The sequence below is a fragment of the Nitrospira sp. MA-1 genome, from assembly GCA_032139905.1.
Taxonomy (GTDB): domain Bacteria; phylum Nitrospirota; class Nitrospiria; order Nitrospirales; family UBA8639; genus Nitrospira_E.
In genome coordinates this window covers 176,432-202,169 of the sequence record JAQJDB010000003.1, presented here as the reverse complement: position 1 = coordinate 202,169, position 25,738 = coordinate 176,432, and the positions used below count along the sequence as shown (strand labels likewise).

The following is a 25,738-nucleotide window of genomic DNA, read 5'->3' as shown; positions in this document are numbered from 1 at the left end:
ATTGGGTACCCGTGATGGGGTATGTCGCGGAGGCATGCACGACCTTATTGTTTCTTCCTCAGGCGATTCAAATCGTAAAAACGAAACGAACCAAAGATTTTTCCCTGAGTATGTATTCAATGTTGACTTCGGGCTTGGTTCTCTGGAGCGTGTAGGGATTGATCAATCCAGATTGGCCATTCGTCATCACCATTATGGTGGCGCTGTTTCTAGCTGGTTGGATTTTCATCCTCAAGCTCCGGTACGGGTAGAGTGCAAAGATGCGGAAATTTCGCCTTGTTTCAGAATGGTGATGGTCGTGGTGATTGGGGTCGCGTTCTGGGGCACCCGGCCATCACACAAGGCCTCCTGGGCACCCTCCTTTTTTTCACCCATCCTGGTGGAAGCTGAATTCGTACGATGCTCACCCTTTCAGTTTGACCGGTAACACGGCTGGTATATTGTCCGTAAGAAATATTTGGGTTGGTTTCAACGAGAAAAATGATCTTTGGTTGCGAAGTAAATGCCGGCATCGTAGAATTTCCTTGCTCGTGCCTTGTTGAGTGGGTATCAGTGTAGGCCCTTCAAGATATTCTGATGTTTCAGGTCTGGGGTACTGAGGTATTGCATCCTTAGGTCACTCGAGTCCTATGGTCAATCGAATTCTCACAACGTTGCCGTCCTTGTTAACCTTTTTCAGTCGCTTCTACCTGTGATGAGTCCTTTCTCTCTAGAGCTGTGAGCTTAGCGATATGATGCTGATTCACGGTCTTCATTTCCGCAACCTAAAAGGAGATGTCTTTGGAGGAGTGGTCGCCGCAGTCATCGCGGTCCCTTTAGCCTTGGCATTTGGCGTGGCTTCGGGGGCCGGTGCTGCAGCGGGCCTGTATGGCGCAATCTTTGTAGGATTCTTCGCAGCGTTGTTTGGTGGGACTCCTGCGCAGGCTTCAGGGCCAACGGGCCCCATGACGGTGGTGTTTGCGGGCCTCATGATCGAAATGGCCGACAACCTGCAACTGGTGTATACGACCGTAATTTTAGGTGGTGTGGTTTTGATCGCAATGGGGATGTTAGGAATCGGGCGGTATATCCGTCTTATGCCCTATCCAGTCATTTCCGGGTTTATGAGCGGCATTGGGGCCATCATTATTATTTTGCAAATCGGTCCCCTATTTGGGCATGCGGCTAAACCAGGAGGGGTAATTCCCAATGTGATGGGGGTGGTGGAGTTTCTCACACAACCCGTCTTGCATGCGGTCATATTGGGAGGGATCGCCTTGCTCATCACATATCTTACCCCCCCATCTATCGGAGGAGTGGTTCCACCACCGTTATTGGCCCTTTTGCTCTGTACACCAATCGCGATTGGCTTTTTTCCTGATGCACCGGTAATTGGTTCAGTCCCCTCTGATTTTCCGCCATTGCATGTCCCTGCGTTTGAGATCGAGTTCCTGCCTCTCATGCTAGAAGGGGCCTGTGTCTTTGCCCTACTGGGCTCGATTGACAGTTTGCTCACCTCCTTGGTGTGCGACAACATGACCCGCACTCAGCACAACTCCAACCGTGAACTCATTGGCCAGGGAATCGGCAATATGGTGGCAGGTCTTTTTGGTGGCTTGCCTGGTGCCGGTGCGACCATGCGGTCGGTGGCAAATATTCGATCCGGGGGGCGAACCCCAATTTCCGGTGCCCTGATGGGCCTTGTGCTGCTAGCCACCTTGTTGTGGTTGGGTCCGTTGGCCGAAAAAATTCCGCTGGCGGTACTGGCAGGCATACTGCTGAAGGTCGGGGTGGATATTATTGATTGGCGATTCTTGCAACATATCTGGGATGCCCCGAAGACGGATGTGGGAATTATGATTGTGGTCTTTTTGATTACCGTGGCGGTTGATTTAATCACGGCTGTCGCGGTGGGTGTCGTCCTGGCGAGTTTATTTTTTGTTAAGGAAATGTCTGATTTGCAATTGGCCAATATGAAAGTCATCACAGAGGTGCATGATGAATCACCCCTGGGATCTGAAGAAGTTGCCGTTATGGAGCGCAACGCCGGGAAAATATTGCTGATTCATGTGGATGGTCCGATGAGTTTTGGGTCAGCCAAAAACATGGTGCGTCGCTTAGAGACCGTGCCGGGATTGCGAAAGTTTACCAGTTGTGTGTTGGATTTATCGGACGTTTCGGCAATCGATGGGACAGCCGCATTAGCTATTGATGATATGCTGCGTATCGTTCGCGCCCATAAACAGCATTTGTTTTTTGTGGGGATGCAACCTCACGTGACTCAGGCGTTAGAAGGGTTCCGGGTGCTATCCCATATTCGCCCGGATCATCGCTATGCAAAACGATTGGATGCGTTAAAACATGCGGCGCAAGCCGCTGGCTCCACACATTCCGATGATATTTCGTCCAACTAGTAATTGTCAGCTGACGTTTCCACCCCATGGCTGAATAACATTCAATTAGATGGTCTTCCTCGTGTACTCTTTTCCTGATACACAGGTGAGGAGGTGCGATGTGGTCCTGTCCATCTGGAGCCCTGTTTGTTTTTTCTGGATCTATGGGTACTTGAAATTGTGGTTGGCAGAAGTGGAAGAGATCGTTTGAGCGTTGACGAGGGGTGCTGCCTTCCGCCTCGTCAACCCATGAGTCTTGATCTATTGGGCAGGGATGCTCGGAGTTATTTTTTGCCTTTTTTCTCGGCCCGCTTTTCCTTCATGGTTTTCGCTGGTTTCTTTTTGGTTTCTTTGCGTGCGTCCTGGCTCTTGCCCATGGTGTGCTCCTTGTGTTGTTAGTAGTACGGCTTTTCTATGGTGCCGCTCGGAGGCGAATGGTAGCGAACCTGAGAGAAAAAGTATAGATGGCGCGATGTGGAAAGTTGGAATTTAGAAGGAAATAAAAAGTAGGACAGAGGTTCTCGCCCGAGAACTCTCGTGATTGGGAAATGCTCCTGGTGATGATGGAAACATTGGTGGCCCGCATGGTAAAAGATGAAAAGAACTGGGGGGGTATCCGGCCTTGCTTTTGAAAGGAGCGCACGATGGCTGATCAATGGATGCTGCGCGGTGTCGAGTTTTCCAATTGCAACTGTAGCTATGGGTGTGGATGCCAGTTTAATGCCCCCTCGACGAACGGATTTTGCGAGGCAATGGGCTCGGGATATATTGAAGAGGGGTATTTCAATGACACGCGTCTGGATGGATTGAACTACGTCATGCTCTTGCAATGGCCGGGGGAAATTGCACAAGGAAATGGAACGCAGCAGATTTTCATTGATGAACGGGCGAATACCTTGCAACGCGAAGCCCTCCGGAAAATATTACATGGCGAGGCGACGATCCCGGGGGCTACTCATTTTTTTGTATTCAATAGTACGATGTCCAACGTGTTGGAACCGCAGTTTGTTCCAATTGATCTTTCCATAGATGTGGACGCCAGAAAGGCCACGGTGAATGTGCCGGGCTTGGTCGAGTCGACGGGTACGCCCATCTCCAATCCCCATACCGGACGAGACCATCGCGCCAGGATTAATTTACCGGAGGGATTTGAATACACCGTGGCCGAAGTGGGCAATGGGTCGACGAAGGCTCAAGCCGGAATTGCATTGAATCTGTCTAATAGTTATGGGCAATTTAATATTCTTTACATGAATCAGGATGGAGTGATCAGGGCCTGATTGTGGTGGGATGCGTTTATCCTTGTCGGTTACTCCTTCGTCAGTCATCATCGTAGTTTTTCAACTTACCGGTCAGTTGCTGATTGTTGCAGGGGTTCTTATAGTCCATTTCCATGAGCCCCTCTCCTGCGCCTTCATTTTCTTCGTTACCCACGCGTGATCGAATAACGATTTTCTCAGCCCTGATTGGGGTGATTGTTTTAGCTTGGGCGTATGTCCTGTATCTCTGGGCAAAGATGCCCATGATGAATGCTGACGCGCCTGAGGCCATCCTGCAGTTGCATCCGTGGATGCCAATGGACTTTGTGTTTGTGTATGTGATGTGGGCCGTCATGATGGTCGGGATGATGTTGCCGGGTGCCGTCCCGATGACCCTGTTGTATGCAGGCATGGTTCGCAAAGCCGAGCGGCAGAGCACTCACATGGCTCCGACGGGGGCCTTTGTTGGTGGCTATTTGGCTCTATGGAGTGTGTTTAGTGTGGGCGCGACTGTTGTGCAGTGGGGATTGCATGAAATGGCCATGCTTTCGCCCATGATGAAGGCCAACAGTCAGGTCGTAGGAGCCGCGCTATTGATCCTCGCAGGCATCTATCAAATGACCCCCTGGAAGGCTGCCTGCTTAGATCATTGTCGGGCACCTGCTCATTTTATTAGCGAGCATTGGCGACCCGGCGTGTGTGGCGCGTTTCGTTTGGGACTTCATCATGGTGTGTTTTGTCTGGGCTGCTGTTGGGCCTTGATGGGGTTGTTGTTTGTGGGCGGAGTGATGAACGTGCTCTGGATCGCAATGATTACAGTCTTTGTTTTTTTTGAAAAGATATTGCCCCCTGGCATCTGGAGTGGAGGCTTGGGATGGGTTGCCGGGATCGGCTTGATTGTGTGTGGACTGTGGATGTTGATTGTGACTTGAGGGATTGCCCGATATTGGGATGTGCCTGTTCCGGTTGGACTCGATTACTTTCCTGGTGAATCTTGTGTGACCACGGCCACGCCATCTTTGGTGACAGAAAAGCGTTGACTGTCGTGCTCGATATCGTGACCGATGATGGTATCGGGTGGAATGACGACGCCCTTATCGATGATGGCCCGGCGAATACGCGACCGTTCCCCGATTTTAACATTTTCCATAATGACGGAATCGCGGACTTCGGCATGAGCCTCAATGCGAACATTTGGTGAGAGCACACAATTTTGTACCAGACTTCCGGAGATAATGCAGCCTCCTGAGATAATAGAATCCAGTGCCATGCCTCTGCGCCCTCCCGTGAACTCATCGGCAAAGACAAATTTGGCTGGCGGGTATTGGCCCTGATACGTGCGAATTGGCCAGACCTCATCATAGAGGTTGAGGTGGGGATCAACCCCGACGAGATCCATGTTGGCTTCGTAGTAGGCGTCCAGGGTACCAATGTCCCGCCAGTACTTGACTTGTTTTTTGTTTTTATCTTCAAAATTATAGGCGAAAACTTTTTTGTTGTTCTGAATCATGTTGGGAATGATATTTTTCCCAAAGTCATGGGCCGTGGCCATTTCGGCATCTCTTCGCAGTTCTTCATAGAGATGGTCTGTGCGAAAAAGGTAAATGCCCATGGAAATAAACGCATGTGTTGGATCATCGGGTAAGTGAAACGGGTTGGCCGGCTTTTCTTCAAACCTGGTGACACGGTTGGATGCATCGACCCCGAGGACCCCGAATTGTCGCGCTTCTTCGACTGGCCATTCAAGGGCGCCCACGACGGCATCCGCTTCCGTCTCCTGCATGAATCTGAGCATGTCAGCGTAGTTCATTTTGTAAAGGTGATCGCCGGCCAGCACTAATAAAAACTTCGGGCGTTCCTGTTCCAGCAGGAACAGGTTTTGATGCACCGCGTCGGCTGTGCCCCGGTACCATTCAGCGCTGATACGTTGCTGCGGTGGGATGGAAAAAATGAATTCGCCCAGCTCCGGGTTGAAAATCGACCAACCTCTTCGGATGTGGCGGTCTAATGAGTGGGATTTATATTGAATGAGCACGGAAATTTTGCGAAGTCCTGAATTGAGGCAATTGCTCAAGGTCACGTCGATGATGCGGTATTTACCTCCAAAGGGCACAGCAGGTTTGGCGCGGTGTTGGGTGAGCGGGAGGAGCCGTTCACCGCGGCCACCGGCAAGGATCATGGTATAAATATCAAGCATGGGTGCCATGATATCAAATGGCCCGGATGGAAGGAATGGGTTGCGTTCTGGCTGTTGCTTGGCGTGCAAGCTCCGAGTTGTGAATGAAAGTTGGGTGAGCTTGAAAAGCCTCGAGTCACTTATGCCGGCTTTGCCGGAGTATTCAGAAGTGCCTTGATGGCCGGCTCGAGATCTGAGGGTTTGGTTGCGGGCGCAAAGCGTTCTTTGACGGCACCGGTTTGGTCCACGAGAAATTTGGTGAAGTTCCACTTGATGGCTTCTGATCCGAGTACTCCCGGTGCCTCGGTTTTGAGATGTTTGAAGAGGGGATGGGCATCCGGCCCATTGACGTCAACTTTGGCAAACATGGGAAAGGTTACTCCATACTGTGTTTGGCAGAACGTGAGGATTTCTTCGTTCTTCCCCGGATCCTGACTTCCGAACTGGTTGCAAGGAAATCCAAGAATTTCCAGGCCCTGGGCGTAATATTTCTGATAGAGATCTTCGAGCCCTTGGAATTGAGGGGTGAACCCGCATTTGGAGGCCGTATTGACGATAAGTAGGAGCTTGCCCTTTTTTGCGGCGAGAGTCTCATCCTTTCCTTGAATGCTTTGGCAGGGAATATCGTAAATGGTGCTCATGGGTTTTGTTCCTTTAACATTATGGAGTTCGAGTGCATGAAGTGCTGCTGTCTTTCACTCTACTCAGTTGATTGGCCCGAGATCGTATCATTTGGATAGAGGTTTGACCATGCGATGTTATCGTGAAGGGAAATTTGACACAATATGGATTGTGCTGTAACCTGTGGTCTGTTCATGTCGATTCGGTCCGACGACGGGAACATCCTATAAATTTTCGGGCCCCGCGATCGTATCGCGACCAGATCCTGCTCGGAGCGGACTTCCCACCTACTTCTGCTTCACCCGGTTTTCTGACCCCGTGTATATACGATCCTTGTAACAAAAGGAATAGTTTTATGTCTGCAACTGCGTTGTCACAGTTTGGTGCGCTTGGTGTGTCTGCTACATTGGTTGGGGTTTTAAATAAACTCGGAATAACTGAACCGACTCCGATTCAAATCCAGGCCATTCCTCCGGCTTTGGAAGGTCGGGATGTGCTGGGTTGTGCCCAGACCGGCACTGGAAAGACTGCCGCCTTTGTCATTCCCATCATTGAACGATTGGCAGATGGTCCGAAGGGCCACCCACGGGCGATGATTTTAGCGCCAACCAGGGAATTGGCTTTTCAAATTCAAGAAACAGTTGATAAGTATGGGCGCGTGCGCGGGATTTTTGCGACCACCCTGGTGGGTGGCGCTGATATGCATGCACAGGTCCGTGGGTTACGGCAGCGTCCGGATATCATTGTGGCCACGCCCGGTCGTCTGCTTGACCATATGTGGCAGGGAACGGTTTCCTTTGCCAAGCTTCAGATGGTTGTTCTGGACGAAGCCGATCGGATGCTTGATATGGGGTTTGCCCCTCAGCTCAATCAAATCATTGAGGCGTTACCGGAATCCCGGCAAACCTTACTCTTCTCGGCTACGATGCCAAATAACCTGGCGGATTTGGCGCGGATGTCTCTCAACGATCCGTTTAAAGCCTTGGTGGCGAAATCGGCCACACCGGCTGAAGGCGTGACTCATACCGTGCATCACACGGCCAATTCCGACAAAACATCCCTCCTGCTTTCTATTTTAAAGGAGACAGAAGGTTCGGTCCTCGTGTTTACCAGGACCAAACATCGCGCTGACCGGATCGGGGAAACCCTGGAAAAGGTCGGTTGTCGCGTTGCAGTGTTGCATGCCGGCCGACGGCTTCCTCAACGTCGAGCGGCGCTGGAAGGGTTTCGCCGTGGACGTTTTGAAATCTTAGTCGCGACTGATATTGCGGCCCGAGGATTGGACGTGGACGATATTCAACACGTGATCAATTATGATTTGCCCCATGTGCCTGAAGATTATATTCATCGTATTGGTCGGACGGCGCGTAAGAATACCAAAGGGTGGGCCACCAGTTTTGTGACCGGTGAGGATAATCGTTCATTACGAATGATCGAAAAATTGCTGGGGAAGGCGGTTCCCTGTGCCCCAGGAAGCCGGCCGCCGATGCCGCCCGTTGCACAGGAGAGACGTGGGCCTCGGCCAAATTCCGGTGGTAGAGGTTTCGGCGCTCCCCGATCGGGAAGTCCGGCACGGCATGACCGACCGGCTGGTCGCCGACCGCGTCCATCTACCTTAGCTTCCTAAACCATCACACGCAGCCTCTTTATCTTCATAAAGGGCATCGCGGGTTTTTTCTTGAAGCCCGGGTCAGAATGATCCGGGCTTCATCGTTTTTGAATTGTCTCTATTTCTCCCCTTTTCTTTTTTTCTCATTTTAGTCCAGGTTGTGACCCCAGGTTGTTTATGGGGTTTTTGGCTGATTCGACAATGACCTGCGTTACACTTTTCTGTATGAGAATGTGCAGGGGAGGTGCATCGCACTGCGCCGGTGGCGGTTTAAGGCCAAAAGGGAAACGGCGAATCGCGGAAGCACCGCTGCTAACGATCATACCCCTGGTATTGCCGGTTTATGTCGATGAGTAAAGCCTTTTTGTCGGTCCTCTCGTGACCATCGCAACCGACCTGCTCTTCGGTGTGGCATTTGCTCCACGCACAATCGAAATGACGAAGCTCTTCATGCCGGATAACCTGCCGTTTGAGAAGGGCCTGTGTCCTGGATGATTGAAAGATGAGGACGAAGCTATGCATTTTGCACTAGAATTCGCTGGTGGGGAGGTCTTTTTATTTCAATAAAAGGAGGTAGTGACGATGCTATCCTGGATCCCTCGGCTCACTATTGCTCTTTTGTGTATGGGGCTTATGGCGGGTTGTGCTTCCTATTCAACGGGTACGGTCAATCCACATGTGGCGGAAGCGTTAACGCATGCACAGGAAGCTGTCGATCATGGTGGTATGGGGCATGCCGATGTGGTTGTGACGCATGTGGAAGCTTCTCTTCAACATGCGCAGGCCGCTAAAAAAGACATGAATAATCCTCACCTTGATGCGGCCATTGCCGAGTTAGGGGAGGCCATTGCCCATGGTGAAGCCGGGCATGCTGATGTGGCTACCAGTCATGCCAAATCTGCGGTGATACATTTAAACCAAATTAATGGAATGACACCCTCAACAGAAAGTAATGAAATGGTGCCCTCTTCGGGGTATTATTGAAAGGGCTTTCTGCAAGATGTTTCGGGTGGAAGTGATGATGTGTCGGGGAACCAAGAACCCCGCCTAAAGTGGCGGGGTTCTTGGTTGAAATATTCCCTTAATTTTATGGGGCAGTGGCAGTTTTGACGTCCAATATTTTCACGTCAAAGTAGAGTGTTTTTCCCGCTAAGGGATGATTGAAGTCTAAGACGACCACTTGTTCTTTCACTTCCGTCACGGTCGGGGTGACCATTCGCCCTTGGCCATCTTTTCCTTGTAATTTTACTCCGACTTTTCGTGCATCAGTCGGAATTTGATCAATGGGGACTTCCTGGACGGCCTGAGGGTTGATAGGCCCATATCCCTCTTCCGGGGCAACCGTCACCTGCTTACTCTCGCCCGCCTTCATGCCATCCAGGGCTGTTTCCAATCCAGGAATGATTTGGTGGGATCCCTGAGTAAACGTCAAAGGTTCTCCCCCCACGTTGGTGTCAAGCACCTCTTTGTTCTCCAACGTCAAGGTATACTCCATTGAGACGGACTTTCCTTCGGAAACGGTCATGGGTGAGCCTCCCTCTTGTGAATCCGCCTGTGCAGATGTGGCCATTGCCGAGGCCACCAGCAAGAAGCTACAGACAATCCGAGCCAATACATGCAGTGCCATGAAACTGATCCTCCGCAAAAAATATTGCTGATATAACAGTTGGCTGGAAATGGGGGCGGTTTAAAACGAGATGGGGAACAACCGTTTGCTTCCAGACTGTTGGTGAACGAATGCAATAATCTATCAGAAATATTTTTTCTTGGCTATGTGATCCGGAAATATTCTGCTGCTTGATGAAAAGATGCCTGGGATTCTTGAAAACCTTCAAATTTGTAATCCGGTGAAGACTAGAGAGGCCGATGGTTCAGGGTAGGCTGGCTCTCCTTCTTCGACTATTCCTGGCCTGGCAACCTCGCTATACTAAGCGGAACAGTGTTTTGCTGTGAGATTTTGATTACGGGACGGATGTTTCGCTTCCTTTAGACTGCTCTCCTGGACCCGAGGAGGAAAGGCCAAAAATGGAACCCAACGAACGGATGGTAAAAGCGAAGCAACAGGTTGCCCAACATCGGCGGGAATTTTCCTGTCGGGAGGTGGATGAACCTCAAGATGAGCGTGTTCCGCCCGGGCAACATGTTGTGAATAATTTTCCAGTCCTTGATTTAGGCTGTAAGCCGGAGATCGTGCTGGCGGAATGGGCCTTAAGTATTGATGGATGCGTGGCCAATCCATTGACCTGGGATTGGGAGGCCTTTCAACGACAGCCCCAAGTGCAGTTGACTGCTGATTTTCACTGTGTGACGTCCTGGAGCATGTTGGATAATGAGTGGGGAGGTGTGAAGTTTCAACATCTGTTGGAATTGGTTCGTCCCTTGCCCGAGGCGAAGTATGTGTTATTCGAAGCCTTTGATGAATATACGACCAATGTGACTCTTAAGGTTTGCAATGATGATGATGTGCTTCTGGCAACTCATTGGAGCGGGAGGCCATTAACCAGGGATCATGGTGGCCCGGTACGCGTGATCATTCCCAAGCTTTATGGATGGAAAGGCGCAAAGTGGGTCAAAAAAATTACGTTTTCCGAACGAGATGAGCGGGGATTCTGGGAAGTGCGTGGGTATTCCAATACCGCTCTTCCCTGGAATGATGATCGGTATGGTTGAAATGCCGTGACGGGAAACCGTGGTAGAGCGCGTCTCATTTTCTCTTCTGTGGACTCTTCATGTAGTTATGCCCGTGCGTGATCCTTTCTGTATTACCAAAATTGAAGCGTGGCCAATCGCCTTGCCGCTCCTGGCACCCTTTGTCGTGGCATCAGGAGCCATGACGGAGGCTCACAATGTCTTTGTCCGTGTCACGCTTCGAAACGGGGCCTACGGTTTTGGGGAAATGGCACCCTTTCCTGATATTTCAGGAGAGGATCAGGCGGGTTGCCTTCAAGTCTTTCCTCTTGCAGCCAGGGAATGTCTGGGACAATCTGTCACTCATTTCAGAAAATTAGCACAGCAGCTTCGTGAGGTGGCCCGCCGGACTCCTGCCGTGCGATGTGGCCTTGAAACGGCCCTCCTTGATGCATTGTGCCGTGGCATGAGTATCCCCTTGTGGGGACTTTGGGGAGGGGCGGATGTGCGACGACAGGAGACCGATGTTACGTTGCCAATTGGACCACTCGACCAGATGGTAGGCACCGCCCAAGCGTGGTTTGCCAGGGGATTCCGGGTATTTAAAATGAAAGTCGGCTTGGAGGTGGATGAGGATATCCGGCGGATGGAGGCAGTGTCTGCCGCATGTCCCGATTCGAAGCTGGTCCTTGATGCGAATCAAGGTTTTTCATTGGAGCAGGCAAGTGAGTGTATAAGAGCAATAGAGCGATTGCATCTACCTGTGAGGTTATTCGAGCAACCGGTTGCCCGAGAGGATGTTGAGGGATTCGTGGCCTTGCGACGGAAAGGAACGATTCCTCTTGCCGCTGATGAATCGGTTCGATCCGTAGAGGATGCGAGAGGATTGATTGAACGAAACGCCGTGGATGTACTGAATCTGAAGATTACGAAATGCGGGGTGGTGGAGTCTATGGATATTGCCGGGTTGGCGCGGGCTTCAGGACTCGGGCTCATGATTGGTGGCATGGTAGAAAGCCGTGTGGCGATGGGCTGCTCCTGGAGTCTGGTGTTGGGCTTGGGAGGGTTTGAATTTTTAGATCTTGATATGCCGCTACTGTTGTCTGGGGATCCAATTCAAGGAGGGTATCAATATGAGGGACCCGTATTGCACCCCTGGGAAGAATCCGGGCTTGGGATGGAGATGAGAGATGAGCCCTCATCGGTGATCGTCGTTGAATAAAAGGAGCGTTGAGCTAGAAGGCCAAGAGTATTACTCAGTGTTACCATTTCTGGGTTGTGCACGAATATCTCTATCGCACGGGCGGCGGTCCCATTGTCAACAGCTTTTCTTTTAATTAGGTAAGGCAAATCTTTTTTGCCGCAAGTCTCAGGACAAGATTGGTATCCCGTCATAACACGAGCAGGTGTTGTTACGATGCGGTTTCCGCATTCAATCGTTTCTTGCTTGCCAGAATTCTCATTTACTGGGTAGGATTAATTAATGGTCAGATTAGATACGTTGCTTAAACAGGATGGTGATTAATGGGAATCGGTAACCGAATGATGGGATGGAGCAAGACCCTCGGACTTGTGGGGCTGGCGTGGTTCGTCAGCGGAGGGTTCGTGTTTGGTCAGGATCTGGCCTCCTTTGAACAACGTGTGACCCAGCATACGTTAAAGAACGGGTGGACCTTCATAATTGTGGAACGGCCAGTGGCCCCTGTCTTTGCCTTCATGACGCGCGTCAATGTGGGATCGGCTCAGGAAATCATGGGGCAAACGGGACTGGCTCATATGTTTGAACATATGGCGTTTAAAGGAACACCCCACATTGGAACAACCGATTACGACGCAGAAAAGATTGCGCTAGAGGCATTGGAAGAGGCCTACCAGGCTTATCAAACGGAGAAATTTTCTTCCGATCCTGACCCGGAGAGGGTGGATCGCCTGTATGCGGTTTTTAAAAAACGACAACAAGAGGCCTCTGCCTATGTGGTGAAAAATGAGTTCGGCGATATCATTGAACGAGAGGGTGGGGTCGCCTTAAACGCGTTCACCGGTGCTGATGTGACCGGGTATTTTTATGCTCTTCCGGCCAATAAGGTTGAACTGTTTGCCTATCTGGAGTCTGAGCGCTTTCTGCACCCGGTCTTTCGAGAGTTTTATGAGGAACGGGACGTGGTCATGGAAGAGCGTCGAATGCGGACGGAAAGCCAACCCTTCGGCCGGTTGCTCGAACAGTTTGTCGCGACGGCCTATATGGCTCACCCGTATCATCATCCGGTGATTGGCTTTGCCAGCGACATCCAATCCTACACGATGACCGACGCGAAGAAGTTTTATGAGGCGCAGTATGTGCCTACAAATTTAGTAACGGCGATCGTCGGGGATGTGAAAGCGGAGACGGTCATTCCGATTCTTGAAAAATATTTCAATCGAATTCCCTCTGCTCCCTCGCCCCCTCCGCTTCGAATCGTTGAGCCTCCGTCCATCGCCGAAAAAATTGTGAAACTGCAGGATCCTTCCCAACCGTTATATGTCGAGGGGTATCATAAACCCCCTGTAACTCATACTGATCAACCGGTGTACGATGCGATCGACGATATTTTGACGAATGGGAGGACGTCCCGGTTGTATCGATCGCTGATACGGGACAAACGCATTGCGGTTTCGGTCGGAGCCTATGGGGAATATCCAGGTGACAAATACCCGCATGTGTGGATGGCCTATGCTGTTCCTGGCCGGGGCGTGACAAATCAGGCCGTGCAACAGGCCTTACGAGAAGAGTTTGACCGGCTTAAAACCCAGGACGTCTCCGATGAGGAGTTGGCTCGATTTCGCACCAGAGCGAAAGCCGGGCTAGTCAGGGCCTTGAATAATAACCTCGGCATGGCGATGTACCTGACTGATTATCAGATGTTGTTTGGCGATTGGCGCGAGTTATTCCGGTCCATCGATCGGTTGGATCAGGTGACCAAGAGCGAAATTCGTCGGGTCGCCAACACAATGTTTCAATCCACGAACCGAATCGTGGGCATGATTGAAACGGTTCCTCCTGCCGATAGTCCTCAAGCAGTCACTTCCGGGGAGGGTCAATCATGAATCGCATCATGTCTCAGCAGTCTGCGGTGTGTGGAGTAGGCCGATGGTCAATCCTGAGCGCGGGATTGGTCGTCTTCGTCATGTTTTGTGTACCCGTTTGGGTGCAAGCGCAGGTGACTAAAGTCGAGGAGTTGCATTTTCCACCCTTACCCGAACTGGTCATTCCTGAACCTGAACGCGTGGTTCTGGATAATGGACTGGTGGTATTGCTGATGGAAGACCATGAGTTACCATTGGTGGGTGTGTCAGCCATGATCAGGACAGGATCTCGGTTGGAACCCGAAGCAAAAGTTGGGTTGGCCTCCTTAACGGGAACCGTGCTTCGCACCGGGGGGACAAAAACTCTGAGCGGAGATGCGCTGGATGAGTATTTGGAGGGGAAGGCCGCCGCGATTGAAACACACATTGGGGACTCGTCGGGAACCGCATCGATGGGTTCTCTCACTGAAGATTTTCCGGATGTGTTGAAGATATTCGGGGATGTGTTGCGGTTTCCCGTATTTGATCCTGAGAAGTTAAAAATTGCTCAAAATCAGGTGATGGCGGGGATTTCGCGTCAGAACGATGATCCCGATGAGATTACGTCACGAGAATTTAAAAAGTTAATTTATGGGAAAGAATCACCATATACATGGGAGCCGACTTACGCCTCCGTGGGATCTATCACGCGAGAGGATGTGATCCGGTGGCATTCGACATACTTTCATCCTAATCGCATCATTTTAGGTGTGAGTGGCGATTTCGAACGAGAAAAGACGTTGGCGCTCATTCAATCGATTTTTGGTGATTGGCCCAAAGGCCCAGAGGTATCGGATGCTCAGGTTGGCATTCAGGCAAACGTTCCGGCTGGTGTATTTTATGTTGAAAAAAACGATATGACCCAAGCCAAAATTGCTATGGGACATCTGGGTATTCGTCGGGACGATCCTGATTATTATCCATTGGTGATCGTCAATCAAATTCTTTCGGGGTCATTTGGGGCCCGATTATTTTATAACATCCGGTCCAAGCAAGGGCTGGCCTATGATGTTCATGGGGGCGTCGGGTTACAATGGGACTATCCGGGCATGGCCATTCTTTCGATGTCGACGAAAACAGAAACGACGGCGAAGGGAATTGATGCGTTAATTGCGGAAGCTCGGAATATGGTCGCTGAGCCTCCTACGGATGAAGAAGTGACGAGCGCGAAAGCCAGCATTTTAAATTCCTTTGTCTTTTCAGTGGATTCTCCCACGAAAGTGCTTGGTAAATACCTGACGTATGAATATTATGGGTACCCTTCAACCTGGCTGAGAGAATTTCGCCAGGGCATAGAAAAGGTCACCACGGCTGAAGTCCGAATGGCTGCACACAAACATTTGAGACCTAAGGAGTTTGCCATTTTGGTGGTGGGCCCTCGTGTAGGCACAAAACCGGCATTGGCTCGTTACGAGAAAATTCAAGAATTGGACATTCGCATTCCAGAGCCTTCTGCCGGAATGTAGATGGTCCGCGCTGCATGTAACGGGAGCTGGATGCCTCTTTGGGATCTATGCTGAATTCAGAGAGGTTCTGAGATGCCGATATTGTGGAGGGCCATCATGGTTCGTACGGGCTTATCCTGTGCACTGCTCCTGAGTATTCTGCTCTCTGGTTGCCAGACCAATCCCTATACGAATCGCTCTCAACTCCTCCTGATGCCGTCGGGGCAGATGAGTCAGATGGGGGCTGCCCAGTATAGTGAGGTGTTGCAGGACCCGAAAGTCGTTATTTCCAAAGATCCCACAGAAATTGAGCCGGTCAAACGGGTCGCGGCTCGTATTATTGAGGCGGCCAAGCGTTCTAAATACGCGGAGGTGGCGAAAGGATTTGATTGGGAAGTGACTGTCATTAAAGATGACAATATGAAAAATGCCTGGGCTTTGCCTGGGGGGAAAATTGCGGTCTATACCGGCATTTTCCCCATGGCCAAAAATGAGGCCGGATTAGCGGCCATTATGGGGCATGAAGTGGTTCATGCATTGGCGGAACATGGAGGTGAACGGATGAGCCAGGGACTGGTGGCTCAATATGGAATGACCACAGCGTCGATTTTACTTTCGACCCAAGGTCAAAATCCGGCGTTAAACGCGTTAGCCATGCAGGCGATGGGGCTTGGGGTGCAGACAGGAGTGCTGTTACCGTTTAGCCGAAAACACGAATCAGAAGCCGATTATATCGGCATCCTGCTTGCCGGCGACGCGGGGTACGACCCACGGGAAGCGATTCACATCTGGGAACGGATGGCAGCGACTTCTGATGGCGCTCCACCGGAATTTTTATCCACCCATCCAGCCCATGAAACCCGGATTGCCGATCTCACGAAATGGATGCCTGAAGCCATGGGTCTGTATGAAAAGGCTGCGAAAGCGCCTGTGGGCAATCTCCCCCCCATTATGCCATCTCCTGCTCAACCTCCTCCACAACAACCAAACGGGGCTCGTCTCCGTCACTAGCTGTGGAAGGTGTCTCTATGGTGCGGCCTCTTCCTGAGAAGCCGGGTAAAAGTAATCCAAGGTACGGAATGATCGTTAGGCCGGGTTTATTTTGGCCAACAGTGGTTGCCTGCATGATGTTGGCCGGCTGTGGGAAAAGTGAGGCGGTGGTGGAAATCGCCCTTCATCCCACAAACTCCAAGATTCTTTACCTCGCTACCAATGACTATATTTATAAATCCCGGGATGAAGGAATGACCTGGCAGAACATGTCTGCGGGTATGACCCATTCTCGCGTCATTGCCCTGGCCATTGATCCCCTGTTCCCGGCCAATATTGTAGCCGGGACTAAAGGTGACGCGGTGTATAAAAGTTATGATGGTGGCCAACGATGGGTGTCACGGCGGACGGGATTGGATGATGTGACGATTTCTTCTGTGGTTCATCAATTGGTCTTTGCTCCGGGTTCCAGTGCCCATGTTTATGCCGCCACCTCGTTAGGGGTGTTTGAATCAGACGATGGGGGAGAAACCTGGAGTAAGCGGATGGAGGGCATGAAAGAAGTGCTCATGGTGGTGGCACTTGACTGCGACCCCCGGCAACCTCAAACGCTCTATGCCGGAACAAGTGGGGGAGTCTATAAATCCATTGATGGTGCCCGAAGCTGGAGGATGGTCAATAATGGGCTGGTGGCCTCGGACGTCCTGAAATCTTCCAGGGCACTGGGGGTGACTCGCATTAAGGTTGACCCTCGTGAATCCGATACCGTGTATACTGCCACTCTGAATGGATTATACGTCACCAAGGATGGGGGGCAAGTTTGGACTCGCATTGGAGATATCCTCCCCGATCAAATGTTGAGTGACCTCATTCTCGATCATACCCACCCCCATGTCGTGTATGTGACCAATCGTGACGGTGTCTTTAGAAGTGAAGATGGAGGAATAACTTGGGAAGCTCGAAGTGAGGGCTTGACCAATGTTAATATTCGAGCTTTAGCGATGAGCCCGGTCGATTCCGATGTACTCTATGTGGGCACGAATGGAAAAGGACTTTTTCGGACGGTGGACCGTGGATTGTCATGGAAGGCTGTGCCGCTGGTTGTGGAGGAATCCCTGGGAGGTTTATCCTGAAAGGGAGATGATTTGATATCCTTCCTCTTGAAGATTAAGATCATCATTTCATGGGTGAGTGATCGCACTGATTAGATTGATATCTGGCGAAGAGTAAGGAAAGGTAACTGCTGTGGCTTTTTGGGATTCGAAGCAAGGACGAAATCGTGCGGATGCGGTCTGCTCCTTTTGTGGTCGGGCAAAACCTGGAGCAACGAATTTGATACAGGCCCCGACAAAATTGGCTTGTACGCAATGTCAGGCACCAGGGTCGGTGTTGATTTGTGCAGATTGCATCCAACAATGTTCCAAGTTTTTATCAGGCCATAACGAAGGTCCCTCCGTCATAGAGCCGCCAGCGGGTCCCTTGCCGACACCTCCTGAAATCAAAGCGGTGCTTGACCAGTATGTGATTGGACAGGACCGTGCCAAAAAGGTTCTGGCGGTTGCCGTCCACAATCATTATAAACGGGTGTTTAGCGGCAAAGACCTGCCTGATGTGGAATTGGAAAAAGGGAATGTAATGTTGATCGGGCCGACGGGAACCGGTAAGACCTTACTGGCGAAAACCTTAGCGAAAATTTTGCATGTGCCCTTTGCCATCGCGGATGCCACTACGGTGACGGAGGCGGGATATGTTGGAGAAGACGTCGAAAATGTGGTCTTGAAGTTATTGCAGTCGTGCGATTTTAATATGGCCAGAGCCCAAGTGGGTATTATCTATATCGATGAAATTGATAAGATTAGCCGGAAATCTGAAAGCGCATCTATTACGCGGGATGTGTCCGGGGAAGGTGTCCAACAAGCATTGCTGAAATTAGTGGAAGGGACGTTATGTAATGTGCCTCCCAAGGGGGGCAGAAAACATCCCGAGCAGGAATTCCTCAGGGTGGATACCTCCAATATTCTCTTTATTTGTGGCGGTGCGTTTGTCGGAGTGGAGGATATTATTGCTCAACGGACCAATCAGAAGCGAATGGGTTTTGGGGCAGTTTCCGCTAATGGTGAGGGACTGACCTCTGATCAATTAATGGGAAAACTCAAGCCTGAGGATCTTTTAAAATATGGACTCATCCCTGAATTTGTGGGCAGATTCCCGATTCTGGCGTCTCTGAATGATTTGCGCGTGGAGGATATGGTTCGGGTTCTCCAGGAACCGAAAAATGCTCTTCTGAAGCAATATCAAGCATTATTTCAATTAGATGGGGTGCAGTTGGATTTTACCCCTGAGGCGGTTCAGGCCATTGCCACAAGGGCCTCGTCTATGAAAACTGGAGCCAGAGGATTGCGTTCCATTCTGGAGGAAGTGATGCTGGATTTGATGTATGATGTTCCAGCCCTGAAAGATATTAAGCGAGTGGTAATCACTGAAGAGGCGATTGATGGCAGGGGTGTTCCCCAATTAATTTCCTGAAAATAATGCTCTTCAATAGTTGTTTCTCGCCTGGGGTCTGTTGCATTCTTTCCCATTCTGACTTATGCTTATCAAAAGAAATTCATCACGACATTCGGGCCACGTGGTGAATGTTTGAGTGACGGGCCCATCACTGATGTTGTTTTGCCAAGGAATCCGCAAGGAGTCTGATTGGAAGTTAGTCCTAAGTCGCCATCTGGTTTGCGTTCTCGGGCCGTTCCTTCCCTTCTCTTCTCTTCGAACCATGCAAAACAATATCGCATTTAGAAGGAGGGACCCCGATGGGTTCAAAGATCTATGTGGGTGGCTTGCCGTATTCCACGGCAGAGCAGGAATTGGCTGACCTTTTTGGGCAGCACGGCGCCGTGACGTCGGCTAAAATTATTACGGACAAATACACCGGGCAGTCTCGGGGATTTGGTTTTGTGGAAATGGCCTCGGATGCTGAAGCCAAGGCCGCGATCGAGGCGCTGAATGGGACCGAAATGGGAGGGCGTACCCTGACGGTCAATGAAGCGAAGCCTCAAGCGCCACGAACGGGATTTGGTGGTGGCGGTGGTGGCGGAAATCGTGGCGGCGGAGGAAACCGTGGTGGCGGTGGAGACCGTTGGTAACGCACTAAGTCACTAAAGGTTACACTTTAATAGAAGCAGGGGATCCGGTATTGGATCCTCTGCTTTTTTTATACCTTGGGTAATGGTCAGGAAACATTGTAGAATGATTTGACAACTGCCGGACAAGATGACTCGGCAATGGTTTAATGTGCATCACGGCTTTCATCTTCCAACTGAAATAGAATGGAAAGATATATACGATGAGCGATTCTTCAGAATTTTCTTCCCCTAAGGATTCTTCTCCGTCAGGTGGTTCCTTATTTTCAAAATCCTCCCGTCAGTCGGGAATTTCGCCGTTAGCACTCATTGACCAATGTTTGGCATCATTGCCGGAAGGGGATCAACGCATTCCCTTGCTCTATCAACTTCGACACCGGCTTGTTGAACAAACAACGGCTTCTCAACAACAGGAAGCCGACATGAAAAAACTCCAGGGGGTGCTTGAAAAGCTGACGGCCCCGGCAAATCGAATCGGGACGTTGTTGGGTCAGCCTGATGAGGGCGTAGCCAGAATCATGGTTGGTGGGGCGGAATACTATGCCAATGTCGATCCCAGGCTCGAGCGGGATGGCTTAAAGGTTGGACATCAGATTTTAGTGAATGAGGCATATGTCGTCATCCGGTCTCTTGGGTATGATCGGAGTGGTCCAATTGTGAAAGTTCGAGAGATTTTAGGCGATGGCCGTCTTCGAATTGATCAAGAGGTCGGCAGACAAGGCATTCTCATTCAACGGGCGGAGGAGCTTGCAAGTGCGGACCTGAAGGTTGGCGATGAGGTTCGATTGGACCCGACTCACAAAATTGCCATTGAACGTTTAGAAAATTCACAAGGCCAATCGCATCTTTTAGCGGAGTTACCAACTGTGCGGTGGGAGCATATTGGTGGCCAGCAGGAAGCCATTGGGGCCATTCGCCGGTCAATAGAATATCCGCTCCTGCATGAAGGGTTGTTCTCCCGTTATCAATTCCAGCAACCCAAGGGTTTCCTACTTTATGGCCCACCCGGCTGCGGAAAAACGCTGATCGGCCAGGCTACGGCTGCGAGCCTTGGACAAATTTTAGCGCAAGAACGTGAAACGCCCACGCCTCATGTAGGAACCCAGGGACAGGATTCTCTCTCGCAACTTCCGCCGATTGAAGGTGGCGTGTTTCTGCATGTCAAAGGTCCTGAAGTTTTGAATATGTGGGTCGGGGAATCCGAACGAATCATCCGGGATTTATTTCTCCAAGCCCGGCAACAACGACTGGCCGGAAAGTTACCGTTTATTTTTATCGATGAAGCCGAATCTATTTTAGGGACGAGACGGGCAGTGCGATCCTACAATGTCTCCAACACGCTGGTTCCGATGTTTTGCGCTGAACTCGACGGGATTGAAAGCCTTTCTCAGGTGGTCGTGATTTTGGCCTCGAATCGTCCGGATATGATTGATCCGGCGGTGCTTCGACCTGGAAGAATCGATCGAAAAATCAAAGTTGGCCGACCTGGGAGAATCGATGTTGGGGAAATTTTGCGTGTCTATTTGACCGCTGATCTTCCTTACGACACGAAGAAATCTGCCGGCAGCGGAGAAGATGATGGGACTCCGGTTTCGCGTATCATCGACGGACTGTTAGAGAATCTCTTTCAGCGGAGCCAGGAGAATCGCGTGCTGGCTATCCGGTTGCGTAACGGCCGGCGGGAAATTCTCTACCGGCGGGATTTATTGAGTGGAGCGGTGTTGGCGGGAATCGTCCGGCGTGCCAAAGAACGGGCCATTGAACGGGCGATTCAAGCGGGTGACCAAGAACCATCGGGGCTGACCCTCGATGATTTACTCATTGCCACCAATGAAGAATTCAAGGAGAGTGAAATTTTTCCCCCTGATGATTCAGCTGAGGAATGGTTAAAACTCTTGGATTACCATCCCGACCAGGTTGTTGGAGTGTCGTCCCTTCAGCCTGGAAAAGACGGAGAAGAACATCGGACCTCTCAAATTGTTTAAACCTCCCTTTCTAACAAGCTCTCAAATGGGACATTCTCAGTTGAAAGATCGGAAGATATGAACCCGATTCGCCTGTTTGGCATTGAGACCGAGTATGGGATTGCGAGGGAAGATGTCGAGACCGCGGATCCTGTGGTGGAATCCATGGAGTTGGTGCGGGCCTATCTTGACGGACATTTTACCCGCCGTTGGGATTATCAGGGCGAACATCCCCATGAAGATCAACGGGGGTTTCGTGTCACCGAGTTAGCTCAGGATAAAGAAGAGGACCTGTTTGCGGAGCAGGATGCCCATCGGCCTTTTTCCTTCCATGAAATGAAAAGTGACCTTGTCCTCCCCAATGGCGCACGATTTTATAATGACCATACTCATCCGGAATATTCCACGCCGGAATGCCGGTCTCTTAAGGATATGGTCGCGCATGACCGGGCTGGCGAACGAATCCTTTGGATGGCGGCACAACGCCGAAACAAGGTCCTTGGCGGACCGATGGTCCAGCTGTATAAAAACAACACGGATTTTCATGGGCATAGTTATGGTTGCCATGATAATTATTTGGTCTCGCGCACACTCAATTTCGAGAAATTGGCTCGCGGGCTCATGCCTTTCCTGGTTAGCCGACAATTGATTGCCGGCGCAGGCAAGGTCGGTCGTGAAGCGCAAGAGCGCGGGTTTGTGCCCGGCGGGTTTCAATTGTCCCAACGCGCAGATTTTATGGAGACCGAGTTGGGGGTGGATACCATGCACAACCGCCCCATTCTTAATACACGAGACGAACCCCATGCGAATCGCGAGCGCTATCGACGTCTCCATCTCATCGTGGGCGATGCGAATATGTGTGAGTATGCCACCGCCTTGAAGATAGGTACGACACGGGTGGTGTTAGATATGATTGCGGGTGGGCTCGTGCCGCCCTGTGAATTAGACTCCCCGGTGCAGGCGATTCAGGCGCTGTCGCTTGATTTTGAATTGAACACGCTTGTGAAGCGGAAAACTGGCGGCATGATTTCTGGGCTGGATATTCAACGGGAATATCTAAATTTGGCCAGAAAGTTCTTCATCGAAATGGATGAAGAGACGACCTGGATTCTTTGCGAATGGGAGCATGTGTTAGACCTTCTCGAGCGGGATCGATTGCAGCTTGTGGGGAAAATCGACTGGGTGACAAAATGGTGGTTACTCGAAACCTTTAGCCAGGCCGAGGCCGTCGGCTGGGACGACCCTTGGCTTGCCAGTCTGGATCTGGAATATCATAATCTGAATCCTGATCGCGGCCTGTTCTTCGGGTTGGAATCCGAAGGTCGAACAACCCCGCTATGTCAGGAACAAGAGATTCAGAAAGCCATGAAGCATGGACCACTCGATACGCGTGGGGGGCTCCGTGGATTGTGTGTCCAACGATTTGAAAAAGACATTGCGTCGATACAATGGGAAGGGGTTCATTTTCGTGGCCAAAATGGGGGACTGCATCTTGATCTGCAGGATCACCTTGAGCCGGTGTCAGTGGCTCGCTGTCGGTCTGTAATTGAATATGCCGCGACTCCATTGGATATGATGAAAGCTCTGACAGGGGAGCAGTAATTTTAGGTGAGATTATTCTAATTTTTGGATATTTCACTTCACCTTAGCAGAATATTTAGCAAAAATTTGGAGTGATTTATACTCCCGGTTAGGAATAATACCTCCATGAATTGGTTGGTAATCTTTCTAGCGAACCTACTGATGGCGGGGGAAAGTCGTCCCCGAACTTCACCGGATGAAAAAGGGAATTTTGAGAATTGTTAGTTGATCTAAGAACCAATAAGGGAGTCATGCCTAACTCCTTTAACTTCCTTGAAAGAAATAGAGTTGTTAGACTCACTGATGGCGGGTTCTGGCTTTCTGATGAAAAAAAAGTATACGAGTATCAACGGTTCACCGCACTCATTCAGGACCTTCAGAGAAAAAAGATAAAAATACTTGATGTTGGATGTGGGAAGGGGCGCATACCAAGAAAATTGGCTGAAGATTCACATATCAATGTCGAGTTCGAATATTCTGGTTTTGATGTGGATCGTAATGACATTAATGAAAACATTGCGTTCTTTCAGTCGGATAACCGGTTCACATTTAACCATATTGATTATATGAATAAAATGTACAGCCCAAATGCTTCGACAAAAGAACCCGTTTTTGACTTTTTAGATGATTCATATGATTTGGTTTGGGCATGGAGCGTTTTTTCCCATTTGGACATTAAAGATTTTGAAATGTATATGAACCTTATTTCTGACAAATTGGTAAGAAATGGTTTTGCCTTTTTTACCTGTTTTAGTCGATATGAGGCAAAGCGCAATCCGGAATTTACGCCAAATTATATTTTTTTGGAGAATAGTGATTTGCCTGCTAACGGTGGGAAGCAAGATAATAATAATTTAACTGCCGTTTGCTACAACCCCAGTTGGATTGATGAGTTGTTAATGAAGCTAGGATTAGAGGTCATTATGTCCTGCTATCCTGTTTATGGTGGGAATTTTCAAACAGGTATGTATTTACGTAAAGTTTAATGTATGTTGTTCTGGAAAGCATAAAAAGTTCATGTGGAGGATGAGATTTATGGAAAGCACATATGCATATATCCAAACCGGAGGCCTTGAACGAAAAGAGCAGCCAATCGATCCACTCTCAAAGCCATCTGGACCTGGTGATCAGGAATCAGGTCCTAAAAAGCCGGAAACTGATTCTCCTTCCCGTGATAATCTCATGAAGCGCATGCGCAAGGTGGATCCCAAGCAGGCGGAAAAATATCGCCAACGGACCGGGGAATAAGATGGGACAACAGGGAGATTTTATTCAGATTTTACGAGAACGTGGCTATGCGGTTGACGATCTTTGTCAGCCGTTCAATGTCAACGGGCCATCAGCCCATGTTGATATTACAACCGGTACGACGGTCTTTGCCATCAAGTATGCAGATGGTGTCCTCGTGGCTGGTGACCGGCGGGCAACGGCCGGCAATGTCGTGATGTATGATCGGACTGATAAGGTCTTGGAATTGGATCGTTTTTCGGTCATGGCCATTGCAGGTGTTCCTGCCACCGCGTTTGAAATGGCAAGAATCTTAGAGCATTCTTTTAAGTATTACCGGAGAAGCCAATTGCAGGATTTGAGTTTTGAGGGAAAGTTGCGAGCCTTATCGACATTGTTGAAAAACAATGCGCCTGCGGCGTTGGCAGGAACCGGAACCGTGGCGCCAATTTTTGCGGGGTATGATCAACTTGAGGGATGCGGGAAGATCTTTTTCTACGACATCTTAGGAGCCGAATTCGAGGCGGTAGAATATGCCGTGTCAGGATCAGGATCTTCTACGATTCGGGGGATTTTGTTTTACATGAATCGGTGGGGGAGTGGTCCCGTGGCTGGGATGAATGAAGAAGAGGCCCTGACGTTCGTGCTTCGGCTAATGACCAGTGCTGCAGAGTTTGATTCTGCCACCGGTGGAGTGGACGCCCAGGCTCAACTGTACCCCGTCGTCAAACGCATTTCCCCTGAAGGAGTGAGGAACATTCCCGCCGAACGGTTGAAATCGCTGTTTTCAGAAAAGGTGCTGAATCATGTATGAAGAACCCTATCGATGGATTGAAGCTGTCGCCAATCGACGAAATTATCTGGACGATCAATTCACACAAGGCAATCCATTAGTCGGTGTTTCCTTTGCCCAAGGAATTCTGTTGCTGACCTTTAATCGGGGTACGGAAAAGATCTATGAAATTTACGATCGCATTGCGCTAGGAGGCATGGGGCACCCGGCTGATCTGGAGAAATTACGGTATACCCTCTTGGATATGGCCCACGTGGAAGGGTTTCAACGGTCACCCGCGGATGTGACCGCTTCCCGCCTGATGAAAAATGGTCTGGCCCCTGTCATTAAGCAAGCTTTTGAAGAAATTTTCAAGGCACCCTACATTGCCAAAATTTTGCTGGCAGAAGTCGGGGCTACCCAGGATCGCGACCGCTTGCTCAGCATCAATTATGATGGCATGTTTGAGGAGCAACGCGAATTCGGGTTGCTGGCGGCTTCCCCGTCAATCCGTGGGTGTCTTACTCAGGAATGGAAAAACCATAGTCCTCTCTCTTCTTTGCCGTCGGCGGTGGAGGTGAGTCTCCGGCTGTGGGGGATTGCGAGTCACCTCCAAACCTCGACCCCCTCTTCGGATTCAGAAGAGGGGGCAAGCACCTCTTCGGCAGCCACTTCCATGTCCACCATTCCAGACGATGAGGCCATTGCTTCACGAATTCGTGAAACGCTCTCCAAGGAAGCACTGGAATGTGTATTGCTGGATCGGGAGAGCGGGAAGATGGAAACCTATCGTGTTCTGAGTCAGTCGGAATTACAGTCCTTCATTCCTCCCGTGTTCCAGCCTGCCACCTAATC

At 50.3% G+C, this 25,738-nt stretch carries 23 protein-coding genes and 1 pseudogene; 20 read left to right on the top strand and 4 right to left on the bottom strand.

Translation table 11 applies throughout. The annotated features are described in order from the left end of the window. The first annotated feature begins 34 nt into the window (after positions 1–34). From PJI16_02850 to PJI16_02840, 3 genes are all read left to right on the top strand, one after another. Positions 35–427, top strand: coding sequence for a hypothetical protein (locus tag PJI16_02850; GenBank protein MDT3776495.1), 393 nt, complete (start codon positions 35–37; stop codon positions 425–427). Between the two features lie 304 nt (positions 428–731). Then, positions 732–2,393: a SulP family inorganic anion transporter gene (locus PJI16_02845; protein MDT3776494.1), complete on the top strand. Its 1,662-nt coding sequence runs from the start codon at positions 732–734 to the stop codon at positions 2,391–2,393. Between the two features lie 623 nt (positions 2,394–3,016). Further along, positions 3,017–3,652, top strand: a complete 636-nt coding sequence (locus PJI16_02840; protein MDT3776493.1) for a DUF1326 domain-containing protein — start codon at positions 3,017–3,019, stop codon at positions 3,650–3,652. Between the two features lie 40 nt (positions 3,653–3,692). On the opposite strand, the gene PJI16_02835 is transcribed toward PJI16_02840, so the two are convergent. After that, positions 3,693–3,896, bottom strand: a complete 204-nt coding sequence (locus PJI16_02835) for a hypothetical protein (GenBank protein MDT3776492.1) — start codon at positions 3,894–3,896, stop codon at positions 3,693–3,695. Between PJI16_02835 and PJI16_02830 the strand changes: the two genes are divergently transcribed. Continuing rightward, positions 3,895–4,563: a DUF2182 domain-containing protein gene (locus PJI16_02830; protein MDT3776491.1), complete on the top strand. Its 669-nt coding sequence runs from the start codon at positions 3,895–3,897 to the stop codon at positions 4,561–4,563. The genes PJI16_02835 and PJI16_02830 overlap by 2 nt on opposite strands. A 44-nt stretch (positions 4,564–4,607) precedes the next feature. Here PJI16_02830 and glgC read toward each other — a convergent pair whose 3' ends face one another. Both glgC and PJI16_02820 read right to left on the bottom strand, forming a co-directional pair. Further along, entirely contained in the window at positions 4,608–5,828 is a 1,221-nt protein-coding gene (glgC, locus tag PJI16_02825; GenBank protein ID MDT3776490.1) for a glucose-1-phosphate adenylyltransferase, read from the bottom strand. Between the two features lie 119 nt (positions 5,829–5,947). Further along, a complete protein-coding gene (locus PJI16_02820; GenBank protein MDT3776489.1) occupies positions 5,948–6,448 on the bottom strand; it encodes a glutathione peroxidase in 501 nt (166 codons plus the stop codon). 335 nt (positions 6,449–6,783) lie between these two features. Between PJI16_02820 and PJI16_02815 the strand changes: the two genes are divergently transcribed. Together PJI16_02815 and smbP are read left to right on the top strand one after the other, a co-directional pair. Then, positions 6,784–8,055 (top strand): DEAD/DEAH box helicase, encoded by a 1,272-nt coding sequence (locus PJI16_02815; protein MDT3776488.1) that lies wholly within the window; start codon positions 6,784–6,786, stop codon positions 8,053–8,055. A 564-nt stretch (positions 8,056–8,619) separates the two neighbouring features. After that, positions 8,620–9,021: a small metal-binding protein SmbP gene (smbP, locus tag PJI16_02810; GenBank protein ID MDT3776487.1), complete on the top strand. Its 402-nt coding sequence runs from the start codon at positions 8,620–8,622 to the stop codon at positions 9,019–9,021. 103 nt (positions 9,022–9,124) lie between these two features. Here smbP and PJI16_02805 read toward each other — a convergent pair whose 3' ends face one another. Next, positions 9,125–9,664, bottom strand: a complete 540-nt coding sequence (locus tag PJI16_02805) for a peptidylprolyl isomerase (GenBank protein ID MDT3776486.1) — start codon at positions 9,662–9,664, stop codon at positions 9,125–9,127. 398 nt (positions 9,665–10,062) lie between these two features. On the opposite strand from PJI16_02805, the gene PJI16_02800 reads away from it, so the two are divergent. From PJI16_02800 to PJI16_02735, 14 genes and pseudogenes are all read left to right on the top strand, one after another. After that, on the top strand, positions 10,063–10,707 hold the full coding sequence (locus PJI16_02800; GenBank protein ID MDT3776485.1) for a sulfite oxidase-like oxidoreductase: 645 nt from the start codon (positions 10,063–10,065) through the stop codon (positions 10,705–10,707). A 73-nt stretch (positions 10,708–10,780) separates the two neighbouring features. Next, the gene (locus PJI16_02795; protein MDT3776484.1) at positions 10,781–11,887 is read left to right on the top strand and encodes a dipeptide epimerase; all 1,107 of its coding nucleotides are present in this window, start codon (positions 10,781–10,783) and stop codon (positions 11,885–11,887) included. Between the two features lie 302 nt (positions 11,888–12,189). Then, a complete protein-coding gene (locus PJI16_02790) occupies positions 12,190–13,749 on the top strand; it encodes a pitrilysin family protein (GenBank protein ID MDT3776483.1) in 1,560 nt (519 codons plus the stop codon). Next, positions 13,746–15,233 (top strand): pitrilysin family protein, encoded by a 1,488-nt coding sequence (locus PJI16_02785; protein MDT3776482.1) that lies wholly within the window; start codon positions 13,746–13,748, stop codon positions 15,231–15,233. The genes PJI16_02790 and PJI16_02785 overlap by 4 nt, the downstream gene beginning before the upstream one ends. A 96-nt stretch (positions 15,234–15,329) precedes the next feature. Then, a complete protein-coding gene (locus PJI16_02780) occupies positions 15,330–16,223 on the top strand; it encodes a M48 family metallopeptidase (GenBank protein MDT3776481.1) in 894 nt (297 codons plus the stop codon). Between the two features lie 17 nt (positions 16,224–16,240). After that, positions 16,241–17,335, top strand: a complete 1,095-nt coding sequence (locus tag PJI16_02775) for a hypothetical protein (GenBank protein ID MDT3776480.1) — start codon at positions 16,241–16,243, stop codon at positions 17,333–17,335. A gap of 112 nt (positions 17,336–17,447) precedes the next feature. Beyond that, positions 17,448–18,728: an ATP-dependent Clp protease ATP-binding subunit ClpX gene (gene clpX, locus PJI16_02770; GenBank protein MDT3776479.1), complete on the top strand. Its 1,281-nt coding sequence runs from the start codon at positions 17,448–17,450 to the stop codon at positions 18,726–18,728. Positions 18,729–19,009: 281 nt separating this feature from the next. Further along, positions 19,010–19,330, top strand: a pseudogene (locus tag PJI16_02765) (RNA-binding protein). A gap of 212 nt (positions 19,331–19,542) precedes the next feature. After that, positions 19,543–21,324: an AAA family ATPase gene (locus tag PJI16_02760; protein MDT3776478.1), complete on the top strand. Its 1,782-nt coding sequence runs from the start codon at positions 19,543–19,545 to the stop codon at positions 21,322–21,324. A 57-nt stretch (positions 21,325–21,381) separates the two neighbouring features. Further along, positions 21,382–22,905, top strand: coding sequence for a proteasome accessory factor PafA2 family protein (locus tag PJI16_02755; protein ID MDT3776477.1), 1,524 nt, complete (start codon positions 21,382–21,384; stop codon positions 22,903–22,905). 230 nt (positions 22,906–23,135) lie between these two features. Continuing rightward, positions 23,136–23,870, top strand: coding sequence for a class I SAM-dependent methyltransferase (locus PJI16_02750; protein ID MDT3776476.1), 735 nt, complete (start codon positions 23,136–23,138; stop codon positions 23,868–23,870). 49 nt (positions 23,871–23,919) lie between these two features. After that, positions 23,920–24,132, top strand: coding sequence for a ubiquitin-like protein UBact (locus PJI16_02745; protein ID MDT3776475.1), 213 nt, complete (start codon positions 23,920–23,922; stop codon positions 24,130–24,132). Between the two features lies 1 nt (position 24,133). After that, on the top strand, positions 24,134–24,925 hold the full coding sequence (locus PJI16_02740) for a proteasome subunit alpha (GenBank protein ID MDT3776474.1): 792 nt from the start codon (positions 24,134–24,136) through the stop codon (positions 24,923–24,925). After that, positions 24,918–25,736 carry a hypothetical protein gene (locus tag PJI16_02735; GenBank protein MDT3776473.1) on the top strand — a complete coding sequence of 273 codons (819 nt, stop codon included), beginning with the start codon at positions 24,918–24,920 and terminating at the stop codon, positions 25,734–25,736. Before PJI16_02740 ends, PJI16_02735 begins: the two co-directional genes overlap by 8 nt. The last annotated feature ends 2 nt before the right edge of the window (positions 25,737–25,738 follow it).

Bases quoted from the DNA above. Each gene is read 5' to 3' on its own strand.
- glgC (MDT3776490.1), bottom strand. From the start codon at position 5,828: ATGCTTGATATTTATACCATGATCCTTGCCGGTGGCCGCGGTGAACGG.
- PJI16_02790 (MDT3776483.1), top strand. From the start codon at position 12,190: ATGGGAATCGGTAACCGAATGATGGGATGGAGCAAGACCCTCGGACTT.
- PJI16_02760 (MDT3776478.1), top strand. From the start codon at position 19,543: ATGAGCGATTCTTCAGAATTTTCTTCCCCTAAGGATTCTTCTCCGTCA.
- PJI16_02735 (MDT3776473.1), top strand. From the start codon at position 24,918: ATGTATGAAGAACCCTATCGATGGATTGAAGCTGTCGCCAATCGACGA.
- PJI16_02750 (MDT3776476.1), top strand. From the start codon at position 23,136: ATGCCTAACTCCTTTAACTTCCTTGAAAGAAATAGAGTTGTTAGACTC.
- PJI16_02830 (MDT3776491.1), top strand. From the start codon at position 3,895: ATGATGAATGCTGACGCGCCTGAGGCCATCCTGCAGTTGCATCCGTGG.
- PJI16_02800 (MDT3776485.1), top strand. From the start codon at position 10,063: ATGGAACCCAACGAACGGATGGTAAAAGCGAAGCAACAGGTTGCCCAA.
- PJI16_02805 (MDT3776486.1), bottom strand. From the start codon at position 9,664: ATGGCACTGCATGTATTGGCTCGGATTGTCTGTAGCTTCTTGCTGGTG.
- PJI16_02755 (MDT3776477.1), top strand. From the start codon at position 21,382: ATGAACCCGATTCGCCTGTTTGGCATTGAGACCGAGTATGGGATTGCG.
- PJI16_02845 (MDT3776494.1), top strand. From the start codon at position 732: ATGATGCTGATTCACGGTCTTCATTTCCGCAACCTAAAAGGAGATGTC.
- PJI16_02785 (MDT3776482.1), top strand. From the start codon at position 13,746: ATGAATCGCATCATGTCTCAGCAGTCTGCGGTGTGTGGAGTAGGCCGA.
- PJI16_02820 (MDT3776489.1), bottom strand. From the start codon at position 6,448: ATGAGCACCATTTACGATATTCCCTGCCAAAGCATTCAAGGAAAGGAT.
- PJI16_02850 (MDT3776495.1), top strand. From the start codon at position 35: ATGCACGACCTTATTGTTTCTTCCTCAGGCGATTCAAATCGTAAAAAC.
- PJI16_02780 (MDT3776481.1), top strand. From the start codon at position 15,330: ATGGTTCGTACGGGCTTATCCTGTGCACTGCTCCTGAGTATTCTGCTC.
- PJI16_02835 (MDT3776492.1), bottom strand. From the start codon at position 3,896: ATGGGCATCTTTGCCCAGAGATACAGGACATACGCCCAAGCTAAAACA.
- PJI16_02840 (MDT3776493.1), top strand. From the start codon at position 3,017: ATGGCTGATCAATGGATGCTGCGCGGTGTCGAGTTTTCCAATTGCAAC.
- PJI16_02775 (MDT3776480.1), top strand. From the start codon at position 16,241: ATGGTGCGGCCTCTTCCTGAGAAGCCGGGTAAAAGTAATCCAAGGTAC.
- PJI16_02815 (MDT3776488.1), top strand. From the start codon at position 6,784: ATGTCTGCAACTGCGTTGTCACAGTTTGGTGCGCTTGGTGTGTCTGCT.
- smbP (MDT3776487.1), top strand. From the start codon at position 8,620: ATGCTATCCTGGATCCCTCGGCTCACTATTGCTCTTTTGTGTATGGGG.
- PJI16_02740 (MDT3776474.1), top strand. From the start codon at position 24,134: ATGGGACAACAGGGAGATTTTATTCAGATTTTACGAGAACGTGGCTAT.
- PJI16_02745 (MDT3776475.1), top strand. From the start codon at position 23,920: ATGGAAAGCACATATGCATATATCCAAACCGGAGGCCTTGAACGAAAA.